This window comes from Bradyrhizobium sp. CB1717 (assembly GCF_029714325.1).
GTDB lineage: Bacteria > Pseudomonadota > Alphaproteobacteria > Rhizobiales > Xanthobacteraceae > Bradyrhizobium.
Map to the genome: position 1 here is coordinate 4,609,033 of NZ_CP121666.1, position 17,126 is coordinate 4,626,158.

Sequence of the window (17,126 nt, forward strand, 5' to 3'; positions counted from 1 at the left end):
GTCATGGACGACGGCAAGCTCGACGCCCTTGGGCAAACGATCGTTAGCGCGCTTCCGGGCGCCGCCACCGGTCACACGGTGGCCTTCAACCAGCTCACGGTTGATGTCGAGGCCGGCAAGATCGTCGAGGTGGTCAAGTACCTCCGCGACGATCCGAACTGCCGTTTCGTCAACATCACCGACGTGACCGCGGTCGACTATCCCTCGCGCGAAAAGCGCTTCGACGTGATCTATCACTTCCTGTCACCGACCCTGAACACGCGGATCCGGCTCCGCGTGGCCGCCGACGAGACCACGCAGGTGCCGTCGCTGATCAACGAATTCCCCGGTGCCGACTGGTTCGAGCGCGAGGCCTACGACCTCTACGGCGTGTTCTTCGTCGGCCATCCCGACATGCGCCGCATCCTCACCGATTACGGTTTCGAGGGCCATCCGCTGCGCAAGGACTTCCCGCTCACCGGCTTCGTCGAGGTCCGCTACGACGACCAGGAGAAGCGGGTGGTGTACGAGCCCGTCCGGCTCAACCAGGAATTCCGCAAGTTCGATTTCCTCTCGCCGTGGGAAGGGGCGGACTATCCGCTTCCCGGTGACGAGAAGGCGGGACCGAAGGTCTGATCATGAACGAGCAACCCGAACAGCTTCGCAATTTCACCATCAACTTCGGGCCCCAGCATCCGGCCGCGCACGGCGTGCTGCGCTTGGTTTTGGAGCTTGACGGCGAAATCGTCGCCCGCGTCGACCCGCATATCGGCCTGCTTCATCGCGGCACCGAGAAGCTGATCGAGCAGAAGACCTATCTCCAGGCGATCCCGTATTTCGACCGCCTCGACTACGTCGCGCCGATGAACCAGGAGCACGCCTTCTGCCTCGCCGCCGAAAAGCTGCTCGGCATCGAGGTGCCGCGCCGCGGCCAGCTCATCCGCGTGCTCTATTGCGAGATCGGCCGCATCCTGTCGCATCTGCTCAACGTCACCACGCAGGCGATGGACGTCGGCGCGCTGACCCCGCCGCTCTGGGGTTTCGAAGAGCGCGAGAAGCTGATGGTGTTCTACGAGCGCGCCTCGGGCAGCCGCATGCATGCGGCCTTCTTCCGCGTCGGCGGCGTGCATCAGGACCTGCCGCAGAAGCTGGTCGACGACATCGAGGCCTGGTGCGATCCGTTCCTGAAGGTCGTCGATGACCTCGATCGCCTGCTCACCGCCAACCGCATCTTCAAGCAGCGCAACGTCGACATCGGCGTGGTGCCACTGAAGGAAGCCTGGGAGTGGGGTTTCTCTGGCGTGATGGTGCGCGGCTCGGGCGCGGCCTGGGACCTGCGCAAGTCGCAGCCCTATGAATGCTACGCCGAGATGGATTTCGACATCCCGATCGGCAAGAACGGCGACTGCTACGACCGCTACCTGATCCGCATGGAAGAGATGCGCCAGTCCGTGCGCATCATGAGGCAGTGCATCCAGAAGCTGAATGCACCGGAGGGCAAGGGCCCCGTCGTCGTCGCCGACAACAAGGTCGCCCCGCCGCGCCGCGGCGAGATGAAGCGCTCGATGGAAGCGCTGATCCACCACTTCAAGCTCTACACCGAAGGCGTCCACGTGCCGGCCGGCGAGGTCTACGCCGCGGTCGAGGCGCCCAAGGGCGAGTTCGGCGTCTATCTCGTCTCCGACGGCACCAACAAGCCCTACAAGTGCAAGATCCGCGCGCCGGGCTTTGCCCATCTGCAGGCCATGGACCACATCTGCCGCGGCCATCTGCTCGCCGACGTCTCGGCGATCCTGGGCTCGCTCGACATCGTGTTCGGAGAGGTCGATCGGTGATGGCGCAGGCGCCAATCCAGTTTGACCGCGCCTCGGGGGCCCTTGAAGGGGCCAACCTGTGGGAGCGGACGGCTGCCTTGGCGCTGGTGACGGGATCGAAGATCTCCTCGCACTTCTCGCACATGGGCTACATCGCCTGCGCCAATCTGCTGGCGAAGACGCTGCCCAGGCGCAACATCGCGATCAAGCTCAACCCCGACGCCGTGTTCGAATTCCCCTATGGCGACGGCTATTGGAGCAAGCTGCTCAACCGCTCGTACAATTACGAGGACGAGCTCGAGTTGCTGTTCGCCGATTCCATCGACGTCGACTACACGCTGCTCGATTGCGGTGCCAATTACGGCTACTGGTCGGTGCTGGTGTCGAGCAAGCCGTTCGGCTCGCACAAGGCGATCGCGATCGAGCCGTCGGGCCAGAACTATCCGAAGCTCGCCAACAACGCCCGCGTCAACGGTGGCCGCTTCGAGACGATGAAATGCGCGATCGGCGCCACGCGCGGCACCGCGCGACTGTCAGGCACCAAGCACGAGGCCTTCAGCATCGCCGGCGATCCGTCGGCGGGTGGCGAGGAAGTGCCGGTCCTGGCGCTGGATAATCTGATCGATGACGGCAAGGTCGCGGCGAACGGAAAATACCTGATCAAGCTCGACGTCGAGGGCGTCGAGATCGAGGCGATCAAGGGCGGCGCCCGGCTGCTCCAGGCCGACAGCGTTATCATGTGCGAGGAGCACGGCAGCGACCGCAGCCATGCGGTGTCGCGCTACATCCTCGAACAGACCCCGCTGAAGCTGATCGTGTTCGATCCGCGCAGCAACCGGATGGAGACCGTGACCGAGCTGTCGATCCTCGACCGCATCAAGGTCTCGACCCACGTCGGCTATAATGTTTTCGGCACCGCAAGCGCATTCTGGCAGGACAGGATCAATGCCCTGAATGCGAAAACCGCGCGCCGCTTGCAGTGAGAGATAAGAGATGTCCGTTCGCCGATTAGCACCGAAGGAAGTCCAGCCCGCGAGCTTCGCGTTCACGGAGGAGAACCTCGCGTTCGCCAAGCAGCAGATCGCGAAATATCCGGCCGGCCGGCAAGCCTCCGCGGTCATCGCCATTCTCTGGCGCGTCCAGGAACAGCACGAGGGCTGGGTGTCGGAGGCTGCGATCCGCGCCGTCGCCGACCTGCTCGACATGCCCTATATCCGCGTGCTGGAAGTTGCGACCTTCTACACGATGTTCCAGCTCGCTCCGGTCGGCAAGAAGGCCCATGTCCAGGTTTGCGGCACCACGCCGTGCCGCCTGCGCGGCGCCGAGGATCTCATTCACGTCTGCGAGCACCGCATCCATCACGAGCCCTTCCATCTCTCCAAAGACGGCAATTTCAGCTGGGAAGAGGTCGAGTGCCTCGGGGCCTGCGTGAACGCGCCGATGGTGCTGATCGGCAAGGACACCTATGAGGACCTGACCAAGGAAAGCTTCGGCAAGGTGCTCGACGGCTTTGCTTCGGGCAATCCGCCCAAGCCCGGCCCGCAGAACGGCCGCCAGTTCTCGGCGCCGATCACCGGGCCGACCACGCTGAAGGAGATCACCTGATGCGTGGTCTCTCGCAGCCTTCGGTGCAGGGGAGCGGTGCCATGAAGAAGTGGGGCTTCATCGCGATGCATGCCGCCGTGGCGGGTGCGTTCATCTTTCTCCTGCAACGCTTCAGCCTGAACGCGTCGCTGGAATCCAGCCTGCTCTGGGCGCTGACCTTCGCCGTCTGCGCCGCCGGACTTGCCTACAAGCAGTCCAATCGTTGATCGGAAAGCACTGATATGCTCGAGGACAAGGACCGCATCTTCAAGAACCTCTACGGCCTCCACGATTGGGGGCTCGAGGGTGCGCGGCGCCGCGGCGCCTGGGATGGTACGAAGAATATCATCGACAAGGGCCGCGACTGGATCATCAACGAGATGAAGGCGTCGGGCCTGCGCGGCCGCGGCGGCGCCGGCTTCCCGACCGGTCTGAAGTGGTCCTTCATGCCGAAGGAATCGACCGACGGCCGGCCGAGCTATCTCGTCGTCAACGCCGACGAATCCGAGCCCGGCACCTGCAAGGATCGCGAGATCATGCGGCACGATCCGCATCTCTTGATCGAGGGCTGCCTGATCGCGAGCTGCGCGATGAACGCGCATGCCTGCTACATCTATGTCCGCGGCGAGTTCATCCGCGAGCGCGAGCATCTCCAGGCCGCGATCGACCAGGCCTATGAGGCCAAGCTGGTCGGCAAGGACAACGTCAACGGCTGGCCGTTCGACATCTACGTCGCGCACGGCGCCGGCGCCTATATCTGCGGTGAGGAGACCGCGCTGCTCGAGAGCCTCGAAGGCAAGAAGGGCCAGCCGCGCCTGAAGCCGCCGTTCCCGGCAAACGTTGGCCTGTTCGGCTGCCCGACCACCGTCAACAACGTCGAGTCGATCGCGGTTGCGCCGGACATCCTGCGTCGCGGCGCGGCCTGGTTCGCCGGCATCGGCCGTCCGAACAATGTCGGCACGAAGCTGTTCTGCATCTCCGGCCATGTCGAGCGGCCCTGCAACGTCGAAGAGGCCATGGGCATTCCGTTCCGTGAGCTGATCGACAAGCATTGCGGCGGCATCCGCGGCGGCTGGGACAACCTCAAGGCCGTGATTCCCGGCGGCTCGTCGGTGCGCATGGTGCCGGCCGAGCAGATCATCGACACGCCGATGGATTTCGACAGCCTGAGCAAGCTGCGCTCCGGCCTCGGCACCGCGGCCGTGATCGTGATGGACAAGTCCACCGACCTGATCCGCGCCATCGCCCGCATCTCATATTTCTACAAGCACGAGAGCTGCGGCCAGTGCACGCCGTGCCGCGAAGGCACCGGCTGGATGTGGCGCGTGCTGACCCGCATGGCCGAAGGCCGCGCCCACAAGCGCGAGATCGACATGCTGCTCGAGGTGACAAAACAGGTCGAAGGCCACACCATCTGCGCGCTCGGCGACGCGGCGGCCTGGCCGATCCAGGGCCTGATTGCGCATTTCCGTCATGAGATCGAAGCGCGCATCGACCAGTATTCGCATAAGGCCGATGTCGACGACATCGGCGTCCGCGATCCCGTGAACATGGTCGCGGCGGAGTAAGAGACATGACCAAGCTCATCATCGACGGCAAAGAGATCGATGTCCCCGCCGAGTACACGCTGCTTCAGGCGTGCGAGGCGGCCGGCGCCGAGATTCCGCGCTTCTGCTATCACGAGCGGCTGTCGATCGCCGGCAATTGCCGGATGTGCCTCGTCGAGGTGAAGGGCGGCCCGAAGCCGGTCGCCAGCTGCGCCTGGGGCGTGCGCGACTGCCGTCCGGGCCCCAAGGGCGAGCCGCCGGAGATCTCCACGCGTTCGCCGATGGTGAAGAAGGCACGCGAAGGCGTGATGGAATTCCTTCTGATCAACCATCCCTTGGACTGCCCGATCTGCGATCAGGGCGGCGAGTGCGACCTGCAGGACCAGGCGATGGGCTATGGTGTCGACACCAGCCGCTTCGCTGAGAACAAGCGCGCCGTCGAGGACAAATATCTCGGTGCGCTGGTCAAGACCTCGATGAACCGCTGTATCCAGTGCACGCGCTGCGTCCGCTTCTCGGCGGAAGTCGCCGGCGCCCCCGAGATGGGCGCCACCGGCCGCGGCGAGGACATGGAGATCACGACCTATCTCCAGCACGCGCTGACCTCGGAACTGCAGGGCAATCTCGTCGACATCTGCCCGGTCGGCGCGCTGACCTCGAAGCCCTATGCCTTCGCGGCGCGTCCGTGGGAGCTCGGCAAGACCCAGTCGATCGACGTCATGGACGGCCTGGGCTCGGCGATCCGCGTCGATACCCGCGGCCGCGAGGTGATGCGCGTGCTGCCGCGCATCAACGAGGCCGTGAACGAGGAATGGATCTCCGACAAGACCCGCCACATCGTCGACGGCCTGCGCACCCAGCGCCTCGACCGCCCGTATATCCGCGAAGCCGGCAAGCTGCGCGCGGCGAGCTGGCAGGAGGCCTTTGCCGCGATCGCCTCGAAAGCGGCGCGCACCGACGGCAAGCGCATCGGCGCGATCGCCGGCGACCTCGCCGGTGTCGAGGAGATGTTCGCGCTGAAGGACCTCCTGGCGAAGTACGGTTCGGGCAATCTGGCAGTGCAGGGCGGCGACGCCTTCGACCCCGCGCTCGGCCGCGGCTCCTACATCTTCAATCCGACGCTGGTCGGTGTCGAGCAGGCAGATGCGCTGCTCATCATCGGCGCCAATCCGCGGAAAGAGGCGGCCGTGTTCAACGCCCGCATCCGCAAGCGCTGGCGCGCCGGCGGCTTCAAGGTCGGCGTGATCGGCGCCAAGGCCGACCTGACCTATGATTACGACCATCTCGGTGCGGGCACCGAGACGCTCGGCGAGCTCGCGGCCGGCAAGCACTCCTTCATGGACGTGCTGAAGAACGCCAAGCACCCGATCATCCTGGTCGGCGCGGGCGCGGCCGCCCGTCACGACGGCGCCGCCATTCTCGCCGCCGCCGCCAAGCTTGCGCTCGACGTCGGCGCGGTCAAGGACGGCTGGAACGGCTTTGGCGTGCTGCACGAGACCGCCTCGCGCGTCGGTGCGCTCGACATCGGCTTCGCGGCAACCGCAGGCGGCCTGAACGCTGCGCAGATGACGACCTTCGGCACGCTCGATCTCTTGTTCCTGCTCGGCGCGGACGAGATCAAGGCGCCGGACGGCACCTTCGTCGTCTATATCGGCACCCATGGCGACCGCGGCGCGCATCGCGCCGACGTCATCCTGCCGGCGGCCGCCTACACCGAGAAGTCCGCAATCTACGTCAACACCGAAGGCCGCGTGCAGATGACCGGTCGCGCCGCGTTCCCGCCGGGCGAAGCCCGCGAGGACTGGGCGATCGTCCGTGCGCTGTCGGAAGCGCTCGGCAAGAAGCTCGGCTATGACTCGCTTCCCGCCCTGCGCCAGGCGATCTTCAAGGCCGTGCCGCATCTGATCCGTCTCGACCAGATCGAGGCCGGCTCCGCCGACCAGATCAAGAAGCTGGCGGGGAAGGGCGGCTCGCCCGAGAAGGCGCCGTTCAAGCCTCTGGTCGAGGACTTCTATTTGACGAACCCAATCGCGCGTGCGTCCGCCGTGATGGCGGAGTGCTCGCGGCTTGCCTCCGGGCAGATGCTGACCGCAGCGGAGTGAGCGTGATCTGATGGAATTCTTCGAAAGCGCATTCTGGACCGGGTTCCTCTGGCCGCTGATCATCATGGTCGCCGAGAGCGTCCTGGTGCTCGTCGTTCTGCTCGTGGCGATCGCCTACATCCTGCTCGCCGACCGCAAGATCTGGGCGGCGGTGCAGATCCGCCGCGGCCCGAACGTGGTCGGTCCCTGGGGCCTGCTGCAGTCCTTCGCCGACCTTCTGAAGTTCGTGCTGAAGGAGCCGATCATTCCGGCCGGCGCCAACAAGGGTGTGTTCCTGCTCGCGCCGCTGGTGTCCTGCGTGCTCGCGCTGGCGGCCTGGGCGGTGATCCCGACCAATCTCGGCTGGGTGATCTCCGACATCAATGTCGGCGTCCTCTTCATCTTCGCGATTTCGTCGCTGTCGATCTACGGCATCATCATGGCCGGCTGGTCGTCGAACTCGAAATACCCGTTCCTGGCCGCGCTGCGTTCGGCGGCGCAGATGGTGTCGTATGAAGTCTCGATCGGCTTCGTCATCATCACGGTGCTGCTCTGCGCCGGCACGCTGAACCTCTCGGCCGTGGTCGAGGCCCAGCACGCGCGCGGCCTTGCCAGCCTGATCGGGTTGCCGCAGCTGACCATCCTGAACTGGTACGTATGGCCGCTGTTCCCGATGTTCGTGGTGTTCTACGTCTCGGCGCTGGCGGAAACCAACCGTCCGCCCTTCGACCTCGTCGAGGCGGAATCCGAGCTCGTCGCCGGCTTCATGGTCGAGTACGGCTCGACGCCGTACCTGCTGTTCATGCTTGGCGAATACGTCGCGATCGTCACGATGTGCGCGTTGGCCACGATCCTGTTCCTCGGGGGCTGGCTGCCGCCGGTGGACCTGCCGCCCTTCAACTGGGTGCCGGGGATCATCTGGTTCGCGCTGAAACTGTTCTTCATGTTCTTCCTGTTCGCGATGGCAAAGGCGATCGTGCCGCGCTACCGCTACGACCAACTGATGCGCCTCGGCTGGAAGGTGTTCCTGCCGCTGTCGCTGGCGATGGTGATCGTGGTGGCCGGCGTGCTGCACTTCGCCGGCATCGCGCCGAAGTGAGGGCCGCCGTCATGGGTATCAACATCAACGCCACTGCACGCTCGCTTCTGCTGTCGGAATTCGTCTCGGCGTTCTTCCTCGCCATGCGCTATTTCTTCCAGCCGAAGCCGACCTTGAACTATCCGTTCGAGAAGGGCCCGATCTCGCCACGCTTCCGCGGCGAGCACGCGCTGCGCCGCTATCCGAACGGCGAGGAGCGCTGCATCGCCTGCAAGCTCTGCGAAGCGGTCTGCCCGGCGCAGGCCATCACCATCGAGGCCGGCCCGCGCCGCAACGACGGCACCCGCCGCACCGTGCGCTACGACATCGACATGGTGAAGTGCATCTATTGTGGCCTCTGCCAGGAGGCCTGTCCGGTCGACGCCATCGTCGAAGGTCCGAACTTCGAGTTCGCGACCGAGACCCGCGAGGAACTGTTCTATGACAAGGCCAAGCTGCTCGCCAACGGCGACCGCTGGGAACGCGAGATCGCGAAAGCGATCGAGCTCGACGCGCCGTACCGGTGAGGTGAGGGCATGATCCTTCCCGCGCTGTTCTTCTATCTCTTCGCCGGCATCTGCGTTGCCTCGGCCGTGATGGTGATTGTCTCGCGCAATCCCGTGCACTCCGTGCTGTACCTGATCCTGGCCTTCGTCAACGCCTCCGGCCTGTTCGTGCTGATGGGCGCCGAGTTCCTCGGCATGATGCTGATCGTCGTCTATGTCGGCGCGGTCGCGGTGCTGTTCCTGTTCGTGATCATGATGCTCGACGTCGACTTCCTCGAGCTGCGCGAGGGCTTCATCGAGTACCTGCCGGTCGGCCTCGTGATCGGCGGCATCTTCCTGTTCGAATTGCTGCTGACCGTCGGCTTCTGGGTCATCAATCCCGGCGTCGCCAAGACGATCACGGCGGCGATCCCGGCCAACGTCTCCAACACCGAGGCGCTGGGGCTCGTGCTCTATACGAAGTACATCCACTACTTCCAGCTCGCGGGCATGGTGCTCTTGGTCGCCATGATCGGTGCCATCGTGCTGACGTTGCGGCACAAGGCGAACGTGAAGCGGCAGGACATCAACGTTCAGAACGCGCGCACGCCCGAGATGGCGATGGCGATGCGCAAGGTGGCGCCGGGGCAGGGACTCCAGGATGCCGATGCGGCGGAGTGGGTGAAATGACGATCGGGCTCGGACATTATCTGGCGGTCGGCGCGATCCTGTTCACGCTCGGGATCCTCGGCATCTTCCTGAACCGCAAGAACATCATCGTCATCCTGATGTCGATCGAGCTGATCCTGCTCTCGGTCAACATCAACCTCGTGGCGTTCTCGACCTTCCTCGGCGACATCGTCGGCCAGGTCTTCGCGCTTCTGGTGCTCACCGTCGCGGCCGCTGAAGCCGCGATCGGTCTCGCCATCCTGGTGGTCTATTTCCGCAACCGCGGCTCGATCGCGGTTGAGGACGTCAATCTGATGAAGGGCTGAGCTCTCAAATGGTTCAGGCAATCGTTTTCCTGCCCCTGCTGGGCGCCATTCTGGCCGGGCTGATCTCCCTGGTCGGCGCGCATGCCCGCAACCCCTCCGGCGACGAGGTCGAGCATCACGGCGATCACGGCCATGGCGATGCCCACGCGTCGGCGGCCCATGACGACCATGGCCACGACGATCACGGCCATGACGACCACGGCCACGGCCCGGTCGAGCCGGCCGCGGCCGGCTCGCGCGCTGCCGAGCTGATCACCACGGGGCTGCTGTTCGTCGCGGCGGCGCTGTCCTGGATGACGCTGGTCGACGTCGGCTTCATGCACCATGACGCCCGCATCCAGCTGCTGCCTTTCATCTTCTCCGGCGACCTCCAAGTCTGGTGGACCCTGCGCGTCGACACGCTCACCGCCGTGATGCTGGTGGTGGTGACGACCGTGTCCTCGCTCGTGCACCTCTATTCCATCGGCTACATGGACGAGGATCCGTACCGGCCGCGCTTCTTCGGCTATCTCAGCCTGTTCACCTTCGCCATGCTGATGCTGGTGACCGCTGATAACCTGGTCCAGCTGTTCTTCGGCTGGGAAGGCGTGGGTCTCGCCAGCTATCTGCTGATCGGCTTCTGGTACCAGAAGCCGTCGGCGAACGCTGCCGCCATCAAGGCCTTCGTCGTCAACCGCGTCGGCGATTTCGGCTTCGCGCTCGGCATTTTCGCGATCTTCATGCTGGCCGGCTCGACCGATTTCGAGACCATCTTCCACGTCGCCCCCGGCCTGACCGGCAAGACCATCAACTTCCTCGGCTGGCACGCCGACGCGCTGACCCTGACCTGTCTCCTCCTGTTCATGGGCGCGATGGGCAAGTCGGCGCAGTTCCTGCTGCACACCTGGTTGCCGGACGCGATGGAAGGCCCGACCCCGGTGTCGGCGCTGATCCACGCCGCGACCATGGTGACCGCGGGCGTCTTCATGGTGGCGCGCCTGTCGCCGCTGTTCGAGCTCGCCCCGACCGCCCAGGCCGTGGTGATGTTCTTCGGCGCCACTACCGCGTTCTTCGCGGCCACCATCGGCCTCGTCCAGAACGACATCAAGCGCATCGTCGCCTACTCGACCTGTTCGCAGCTCGGCTACATGTTCGTGGCGATGGGAGCAGGGGCCTATTCGGTCGGCATGTTCCATCTGTTCACGCACGCCTTCTTCAAGGCGCTGCTGTTCTTAGGCTCCGGCTCGGTGATCTACGCGATGCACCACGAGCAGGACATCCGCAACATGGGCGGCCTCTGGCGCAAGATCCCCTACACCTATGCGGTGATGGTGGTCGGCACGCTGGCGCTGACCGGCTTCCCGCTCACCGCCGGCTATTTCTCCAAGGACGCGATCATCGAGTCCGCCTACGCCTCGCACAATCCGTTCGGGGTGTACGGCTTCCTGATGACGGTCGTCGCCGCCGGCCTGACCTCGTTCTACTCCTGGCGCCTGATCTTCAAGACCTTCCACGGCGAGCCGCATGACGAGCATCATTACGAGGCCGCGCACGAAGCTCCGCTCTGGATCCTGATCCCGATCGGCGTTCTCGCGGTCGGCTCGATCGTCGCGGGCTTCCCGTTCAAGGAGCTGTTCGCCGGTCACGGCGTCGAAGAGTTCTTCCGCGAGTCCGTGAAGATGAACCCGCACATCATCGAGGAGATGCATCACATCCCCGAGACCATCGCGTTCCTGCCGACGGTGATGATGGTGCTGGGCTTCCTCGTCTCGTACCTGTTCTACATCCGCCGGCCCTACATCCCCGTTCGGCTCGCTCAAGAGCAGCCGATGCTGTACCAGTTCCTGCTCAACAAATGGTACTTCGACGAGCTCTACGACGTCATCTTCGTCCGCCCGGCGAAGTGGATCGGCTATCAGCTCTGGAAGAAGGGCGACGGCTTCATCATCGACGGCTTCGGTCCCGACGGCGTCTCCGCCCGCGTGCTGGATGTCACCCGCAACGTCGTGAAGATCCAGACCGGCTATCTCTATCATTATGCATTCGCCATGCTGATCGGCGCCGCCGGCCTGATCACCTGGTTCATGTTCGGCTTTGGAGGCCAGTAAATGACAACCTGGCCCATTCTTTCGGTCACGACGTTCTTGCCGGCAGTCGGCGCGCTGATCGTCTATCTCAGCCGCGGCGATGACGAGGCGGCCCGACGCAATTCGCGCTGGATCGCGCTCTGGACCACGCTGATCACCTTCGCGGTGTCGGTGATCCTGGTCATGCGCTTCGACCCCAACAGCGCCGACTTCCAGTTCGTCGAGAAGGCGAACTGGCTCGCCACCGGCATCACCTACCACATGGGCGTGGACGGCATCTCGCTGCCGCTCGTGATCCTCACCACCGCCGTGATGCCGTTCTGCATCATCGCGAGCTGGAAGGCGATCACCAACCGCGTCCGCGAATACATGATGGCGTTCCTGATCCTGGAAACGCTGATGATCGGCACCTTCTCGGCGCTCGATCTCGTGCTGTTCTACCTGTTCTTCGAGGGCGGCCTGATCCCGATGTTCCTGATCATCGGCGTCTGGGGCGGTCCGCGCCGGGTCTATGCCTCGTTCAAGTTCTTCCTCTACACGCTGCTCGGCTCGGTCCTGATGCTGCTCGCCATCATGGCGCTGTACTGGAACGGCGGCACCACGGATATTCCGACCCTGATGCACACCGCGGTGCCGCGGTCTTTGCAGACCTGGGCGTGGCTCGCCTTCTTCGCCTCCTTTGCGGTGAAGATGCCGATGTGGCCGGTGCACACCTGGCTGCCCGATGCGCACGTCGAGGCGCCGACCGCGGGTTCGGTGGTCCTTGCCGCGATCCTGCTGAAGATGGGCGGCTACGGCTTCCTGCGCTTCTCGCTGCCGATGTTCCCGCTGGCCTCGCACGACTTCGCGCCGCTGATCTTCACGCTCTCGGCCATCGCCATCATCTACACCTCGCTGGTGGCCTTGATGCAGGAGGACATGAAGAAGCTGATCGCCTACTCGTCAGTGGCGCATATGGGCTTCGTCACCATGGGCATCTTCGCGGGCACCATGCAGGGTGTCGCCGGCGGCATGTTCCAGATGATCTCGCACGGTATCGTCTCCGGCGCGCTGTTCCTCTGCGTCGGCATCGTCTACGACCGCCTGCACACCCGCGAGATCGCGGCCTATGGCGGCCTCGTCAACCGGATGCCGCTCTACGCGATGACCTTCATGATCTTCACCATGGCCAATGTCGGTCTGCCCGGAACGAGCGGGTTCGTCGGCGAGTTCATGACGCTGCTCGGCACCTTCAAGGTCTCGATCCCGACCGCGTTCTTCGCCACCTTCGGCGTGATCCTGTCGGCGGGCTACGCGCTGTGGCTCTACCGCAAGGTCGTGTTCGGGGCGCTGGTCAAGCCGTCGCTGATGAGCATGAAGGATCTCACCTTGCGCGAATGCGTGACGCTGTTCCCGATGGTCGCGCTGACGATCCTGTTCGGCGTCTGGCCGAAGCCGGTGCTCGACATGTCGGCCGCCTCGGTCCAGCAACTCGTCAACAATTACAACACCGCTGTGACGGCCGTGAAGGCCGCCGCACTGCTCCAGTGATCGGGCAGGTCAGGATATCGCCATGAGCTTTTCGACTGCAGGTTATCAACTGGCGCCGGTGCTGCCCGAGCTCGTGCTCGCGGTCGGCGCCATGGCGCTTCTGATGCTCGGGGCCTATCGCGGGCAGGAGACGACCAGGACGGTGACGTCGCTGGCGGTCCTGCTCCTGGTCGTGGTCGGTGTGCTTGTCTACGCCCAGCCCGCGGGCAAACAGGTGACCTTCGGCGGCAGCTTCATCGTCGACGACTTCGCCCGCTTCATGAAGATCCTGGCCCTGATCGGCTCGGCGGTGACGCTGGTGCTGTCGACCGAGTTCCTATCCGATCCCTCGCGCCGCATCTTCGAATACGCCATCCTGGTGCTGCTCTCGACTCTCGGCATGATGGTGCTGATCTCGGCCGGCGACCTGATCTCGCTCTATCTCGGCCTCGAATTGATGTCGTTGGCGCTCTACGTCGTGGCCTCCTCGAACCGCGACAACGCCAAGTCGACCGAAGCCGGCCTGAAGTATTTCGTGCTCGGCGCGCTGTCCTCGGGCATGCTGCTCTACGGCTCCTCGCTGGTCTATGGCTTCACCGGCACCGTCAGCTTCACCGGCATCGCCGCGGCCGTGACGGCCTCGAATATCGGCCTCGTGTTCGGCCTGGTTTTCCTGCTCGCCGGCCTTTGCTTCAAGGTCTCGGCCGTGCCGTTCCACATGTGGACGCCGGACGTGTATGAGGGCGCACCGACGCCGGTCACCGCCTTCTTCGCCTCGGCGCCGAAGGTGGCCGCGCTCGCCGTCTTCACCCGCGTCACGCTGACCGCATTCCCCGGCATCGTCTCGCAATGGCAGCAGATCCTGGTGTTCGTGGCGATCGCCTCGATGGCGCTCGGCTCCTTCGCCGCGATCGGCCAGAGCAACATCAAGCGCCTGATGGCTTATTCCTCGATCGGCCACATGGGCTTCGCCCTGGTCGGCCTTGCCTCCGGCACGGTCGAGGGCGCGCAGGGCGTCTTGATGTACATCGTGATCTATGTCGCGATGACGCTCGGCTCGTTCTCGATCATCCTCGCCATGAAGCGCAACGGCCAGGCCGTCGAGCAGATCAGCGATTTCGCCGGCCTGTCGCGGACCAACCCGCTGCTTGCCTTCATGTTCGCGATGCTGCTGTTCTCGCTCGCCGGCATTCCGCCGCTCGCCGGCTTCTTCGCGAAGTGGTACGTCTTCGTCGCCGCCATCAAGGCGAACCTGTTCACGCTCGCCGTCATCGGCGTGCTCTCCAGCGTCGTCGGCGCCTACTACTATCTGGCCATCGTCAAGACGATGTATTTCGACGAGCCGGCCGGCCAGGTCGATCCGGTGCGCGTCGAGGTGAAGACGGTGCTGGCGGTTGCTGGCCTGTTCAACATCCTGTTCGCGCTGTTCGCTGGCCCCGTGGTGAGCGTCGCCTCGGCCGCGGCAAAGTCGCTGTTCTAGGATGGCGTTCGCGCTCGGTCCTCGCGCACTCTCGGCGGGCTACAAGCTCGCTGCTTTCGAACGGACCGGCTCGACCAACACCGACGCCATCGAGCACGCGCGGGCCGGCGAGCGCGGCCCGATGTGGTTCGTCACGTCGGAGCAGACCGCCGGCCGCGGCCGCCGCCAGCGCGCCTGGATCGCCCCGAAAGGCAATCTCGCCGCCAGCGTCCTCGAAGTCCTGGACATCGCGCCCGCGGTTGCCGCCACCATCGGCTTTGCGGCGGGGCTGGCGGAGGACGCCGCGCTGGAGAAGGTCAGCCTCGAGGCCGCGCTGCGGCTCGGCGAGGGCCGTCCCCGCTACGCCCTGAAATGGCCGAATGATGTCCTCGCCAACGGCCAGAAGCTCGTCGGCATTGGCCTCGAGGCGGAGGCCGTCGGCGATCACCTTGCCATCGTCGTCGGCATCGGCACCAACGTCGTCGCCGCGCCCGAGGGCACGCCGACGCCCGCCGTGTCGCTGGCAGCTCTCGGCGTCCAGATCGGCGCGGAGGAGCTGTTCACGGCTCTGTCGGACGCCTGGGTCGAGTTCCGCGGCATTTGGGACAATGGCCGCGGCTTCGCCGATATCCGTAAACTGTGGCTTGAGCGCGCCGCCGGCATCGGCGAGAAGGTCGCGATCCATACGGGGACGACGACGCTGGAAGGCATTTTCGACACCATCGACGACACCGGCTGCCTGATCGTCCGCACCGCCGAGGGCCGGCGCGTGCCGGTCGCGGCGGGAGAGGTGTTCTTCGGCCCGGCCCGCTCGGCGGGGGCTGCGTGATGGCGAGGCCCGACGAACTGGTGTTTGCGCCGCTCGGCGGCGTCGGCGAGATCGGCATGAACCTGTCGATCTACGGCCTCGGTAACCGCCACCAGCGTGCCTGGCTCGCGGTCGATCTCGGCGTCTCCTTCGGCGACGAGGAGCATCTGCCGGGCATCGACCTGATCATGCCCGACATCAGCTTCCTGGAGAAGGAACGCAAGAACCTGATGGGCCTCGTGCTGACGCACGCCCATGAGGATCATTTCGGCGCCATCATCGATCTCTGGCCGAAGCTGAAATGCCCGATCTATGCGACCAAGTTCAGCGCGGCGCTGTTCGAGGCCAAATGCGCCGCCGAGCGCAATGCGCCCGAGATTCCAGTGACCGTGGTCCCGTCAGGCGGCCGCGTCGATATCGGCCCGTTCAACGTCGAGTTCATTCCCGTCGCGCACTCGATTCCCGAGGCGCATGCGCTGGCGATCCACACCGAAGCCGGCATCGTGCTGCACACCGGCGACTGGAAGATCGACCCGACGCCGACCTTGGGGGCGCCGACCGACGAGAAGCGGCTGCGCGAGCTCGGCGAGGAGGGCGTGCTCGCCCTGATCGGCGATTCCACCAACGCTGTGCGCGACGGCCGCTCGCCCTCAGAGGCCGAGGTCGCCAAGACCATCATCGACCTCGTCAAATCGGCCAAGGGCCGCGTCGCGGTCACGACCTTTGCCTCCAACGTCGCCCGCGTCAAAGCCGTCGCAGACGCTGCCAAAGCTGCCGACCGCGAGGTTGTCGTGGTCGGCCGCGCCATGGAGCGCGTGGTCCAGGTCGCGCGCGAGACCGGTTATCTTGAGGGTGTGCAGAATTTCCGCTCGCCCGAGGTCTACGGCCACCTGCCGCAGGACAAGGTGCTGGCGCTGTGCACCGGCAGCCAGGGCGAGCCGCGCGCCGCGCTGGCCCGCATCGCCAATGACGACCATCCCGAGATTACCCTGAACCGCGGCGACAGCGTCATCTTCTCCTCGCGCACCATCCCGGGCAACGAGAAGGCCGTCGGCTCGATCATCAACAATCTGGTGCTCCAGGGCGTCGAGATCATCACCGACCGCGACGCGCTGGTCCACGTCTCCGGCCATCCGCGCCGCGACGAGCTGCGCGACCTGATCTCCTGGGTGAAGCCGCAGCTCCTGATCCCGGTCCACGGCGAAGCCCTGCATCTGCACGAGCATGCCAAGCTCGCGCGCGCCGCCGGCGTGCCGCGCGTGCTGGTCTGCCGCAACGGCGATCTCGTCAAGCTCGGCCCCGGCGATCCCGGCATCGTCGGCGAGGTGCCCTCGGGCCGGCTCTACAAGGACGGCACCATCCTGGAGGACTCAAAATCCCGTGCCGTGGTCGAGCGCCGCCGCATGGCCTTCTCCGGCTGCGCCTTCGTCGCCATCGCCTTGACCGCGCAGGGCGAGCTCGCCGACGAGCCCGAGGTCGATCTCGTCGGCATCCCCGAGAAGAACAGGGCCGGCGAGACCTTCGACGACCTGGTCTTCGATGCCGTGATGTCCACGATCGAGGGGTTGCCGCGGGCGCGCCGGCGGGATCCGGATGCGCTGGCCGAGTCGGTGCGACGCGCCGTCCGGGCCGTCATCAACGAACATTGGGGCAAAAAGCCCCCCTGTCTGGTACACGTCCTGAGGGTGTAGACTGGGCGTGGTCTCCGGATCATGCGCTGA

The 17,126-nt window shown here is 65.1% G+C and carries 16 protein-coding genes; all 16 read left to right on the top strand.

Annotation, left to right across the window (positions count from 1 at the left end):
• Positions 1-3: 3 nt before the first annotated feature.
• The 16 genes from QA649_RS21955 to QA649_RS22030 are packed head-to-tail and all read left to right on the top strand — an operon-like array spanning position 4 to position 17,096.
• Positions 4-615 carry an NADH-quinone oxidoreductase subunit C gene (locus QA649_RS21955; protein ID WP_260390212.1) on the top strand — a complete coding sequence of 204 codons (612 nt, stop codon included), beginning with the start codon at positions 4-6 and terminating at the stop codon, positions 613-615.
• 2 nt (positions 616-617) lie between these two features.
• On the top strand, positions 618-1,814 hold the full coding sequence (locus QA649_RS21960) for an NADH-quinone oxidoreductase subunit D (RefSeq protein WP_018642381.1): 1,197 nt from the start codon (positions 618-620) through the stop codon (positions 1,812-1,814).
• Entirely contained in the window at positions 1,814-2,776 is a 963-nt protein-coding gene (locus QA649_RS21965; RefSeq protein WP_283025969.1) for an FkbM family methyltransferase, read from the top strand. Before QA649_RS21960 ends, QA649_RS21965 begins: the two co-directional genes overlap by 1 nt.
• 10 nt (positions 2,777-2,786) lie before the next feature.
• Entirely contained in the window at positions 2,787-3,398 is a 612-nt protein-coding gene (nuoE, locus tag QA649_RS21970) for an NADH-quinone oxidoreductase subunit NuoE (RefSeq protein ID WP_027559486.1), read from the top strand.
• Positions 3,398-3,604, top strand: a complete 207-nt coding sequence (locus tag QA649_RS21975) for a hypothetical protein (RefSeq protein WP_018642378.1) — start codon at positions 3,398-3,400, stop codon at positions 3,602-3,604. Before nuoE ends, QA649_RS21975 begins: the two co-directional genes overlap by 1 nt.
• A 15-nt stretch (positions 3,605-3,619) precedes the next feature.
• Complete coding sequence (gene nuoF / locus QA649_RS21980) at positions 3,620-4,945, top strand: NADH-quinone oxidoreductase subunit NuoF (protein WP_018320146.1); 1,326 nt, start codon at positions 3,620-3,622, stop codon at positions 4,943-4,945.
• 5 nt (positions 4,946-4,950) lie between these two features.
• A complete protein-coding gene (gene nuoG / locus QA649_RS21985) occupies positions 4,951-7,026 on the top strand; it encodes an NADH-quinone oxidoreductase subunit NuoG (RefSeq protein WP_283025970.1) in 2,076 nt (691 codons plus the stop codon).
• A gap of 10 nt (positions 7,027-7,036) precedes the next feature.
• The gene (gene nuoH / locus QA649_RS21990; RefSeq protein WP_018642373.1) at positions 7,037-8,104 is read left to right on the top strand and encodes an NADH-quinone oxidoreductase subunit NuoH; all 1,068 of its coding nucleotides are present in this window, start codon (positions 7,037-7,039) and stop codon (positions 8,102-8,104) included.
• Between the two features lie 17 nt (positions 8,105-8,121).
• Positions 8,122-8,610, top strand: coding sequence for an NADH-quinone oxidoreductase subunit NuoI (gene nuoI / locus QA649_RS21995; RefSeq protein ID WP_026232873.1), 489 nt, complete (start codon positions 8,122-8,124; stop codon positions 8,608-8,610).
• A 9-nt stretch (positions 8,611-8,619) separates the two neighbouring features.
• Positions 8,620-9,258, top strand: a complete 639-nt coding sequence (locus QA649_RS22000; RefSeq protein WP_130366411.1) for an NADH-quinone oxidoreductase subunit J — start codon at positions 8,620-8,622, stop codon at positions 9,256-9,258.
• The gene (gene nuoK / locus QA649_RS22005; protein WP_008547737.1) at positions 9,255-9,563 is read left to right on the top strand and encodes an NADH-quinone oxidoreductase subunit NuoK; all 309 of its coding nucleotides are present in this window, start codon (positions 9,255-9,257) and stop codon (positions 9,561-9,563) included. The genes QA649_RS22000 and nuoK overlap by 4 nt, the downstream gene beginning before the upstream one ends.
• 8 nt (positions 9,564-9,571) lie before the next feature.
• Positions 9,572-11,650, top strand: a complete 2,079-nt coding sequence (gene nuoL / locus QA649_RS22010; RefSeq protein ID WP_283019033.1) for an NADH-quinone oxidoreductase subunit L — start codon at positions 9,572-9,574, stop codon at positions 11,648-11,650.
• Positions 11,651-13,159: an NADH-quinone oxidoreductase subunit M gene (locus tag QA649_RS22015; protein WP_283019034.1), complete on the top strand. Its 1,509-nt coding sequence runs from the start codon at positions 11,651-11,653 to the stop codon at positions 13,157-13,159. It begins immediately after the preceding gene.
• Between the two features lie 22 nt (positions 13,160-13,181).
• Positions 13,182-14,618 carry an NADH-quinone oxidoreductase subunit NuoN gene (gene nuoN / locus QA649_RS22020; protein ID WP_260390216.1) on the top strand — a complete coding sequence of 479 codons (1,437 nt, stop codon included), beginning with the start codon at positions 13,182-13,184 and terminating at the stop codon, positions 14,616-14,618.
• Between the two features lies 1 nt (position 14,619).
• Complete coding sequence (locus QA649_RS22025) at positions 14,620-15,426, top strand: biotin--[acetyl-CoA-carboxylase] ligase (RefSeq protein WP_283019035.1); 807 nt, start codon at positions 14,620-14,622, stop codon at positions 15,424-15,426.
• Positions 15,426-17,096 carry a ribonuclease J gene (locus tag QA649_RS22030; RefSeq protein WP_283019036.1) on the top strand — a complete coding sequence of 557 codons (1,671 nt, stop codon included), beginning with the start codon at positions 15,426-15,428 and terminating at the stop codon, positions 17,094-17,096. Before QA649_RS22025 ends, QA649_RS22030 begins: the two co-directional genes overlap by 1 nt.
• Positions 17,097-17,126 lie beyond the last annotated feature (30 nt).

Excerpts from the sequence above, each read along its gene's own strand:
- QA649_RS21955 (WP_260390212.1), top strand. The coding sequence starts at position 4 with ATGGACGACGGCAAGCTCGACGCCCTTGGGCAAACGATCGTTAGCGCG.
- QA649_RS21960 (WP_018642381.1), top strand. The coding sequence starts at position 618 with ATGAACGAGCAACCCGAACAGCTTCGCAATTTCACCATCAACTTCGGG.
- QA649_RS21965 (WP_283025969.1), top strand. The coding sequence starts at position 1,814 with ATGGCGCAGGCGCCAATCCAGTTTGACCGCGCCTCGGGGGCCCTTGAA.
- nuoE (WP_027559486.1), top strand. The coding sequence starts at position 2,787 with ATGTCCGTTCGCCGATTAGCACCGAAGGAAGTCCAGCCCGCGAGCTTC.
- QA649_RS21975 (WP_018642378.1), top strand. The coding sequence starts at position 3,398 with ATGCGTGGTCTCTCGCAGCCTTCGGTGCAGGGGAGCGGTGCCATGAAG.
- nuoF (WP_018320146.1), top strand. The coding sequence starts at position 3,620 with ATGCTCGAGGACAAGGACCGCATCTTCAAGAACCTCTACGGCCTCCAC.
- nuoG (WP_283025970.1), top strand. The coding sequence starts at position 4,951 with ATGACCAAGCTCATCATCGACGGCAAAGAGATCGATGTCCCCGCCGAG.
- nuoH (WP_018642373.1), top strand. The coding sequence starts at position 7,037 with ATGGAATTCTTCGAAAGCGCATTCTGGACCGGGTTCCTCTGGCCGCTG.
- QA649_RS22000 (WP_130366411.1), top strand. The coding sequence starts at position 8,620 with ATGATCCTTCCCGCGCTGTTCTTCTATCTCTTCGCCGGCATCTGCGTT.
- nuoK (WP_008547737.1), top strand. The coding sequence starts at position 9,255 with ATGACGATCGGGCTCGGACATTATCTGGCGGTCGGCGCGATCCTGTTC.
- nuoL (WP_283019033.1), top strand. The coding sequence starts at position 9,572 with ATGGTTCAGGCAATCGTTTTCCTGCCCCTGCTGGGCGCCATTCTGGCC.
- QA649_RS22015 (WP_283019034.1), top strand. The coding sequence starts at position 11,651 with ATGACAACCTGGCCCATTCTTTCGGTCACGACGTTCTTGCCGGCAGTC.
- nuoN (WP_260390216.1), top strand. The coding sequence starts at position 13,182 with ATGAGCTTTTCGACTGCAGGTTATCAACTGGCGCCGGTGCTGCCCGAG.
- QA649_RS22025 (WP_283019035.1), top strand. The coding sequence starts at position 14,620 with ATGGCGTTCGCGCTCGGTCCTCGCGCACTCTCGGCGGGCTACAAGCTC.
- QA649_RS22030 (WP_283019036.1), top strand. The coding sequence starts at position 15,426 with ATGGCGAGGCCCGACGAACTGGTGTTTGCGCCGCTCGGCGGCGTCGGC.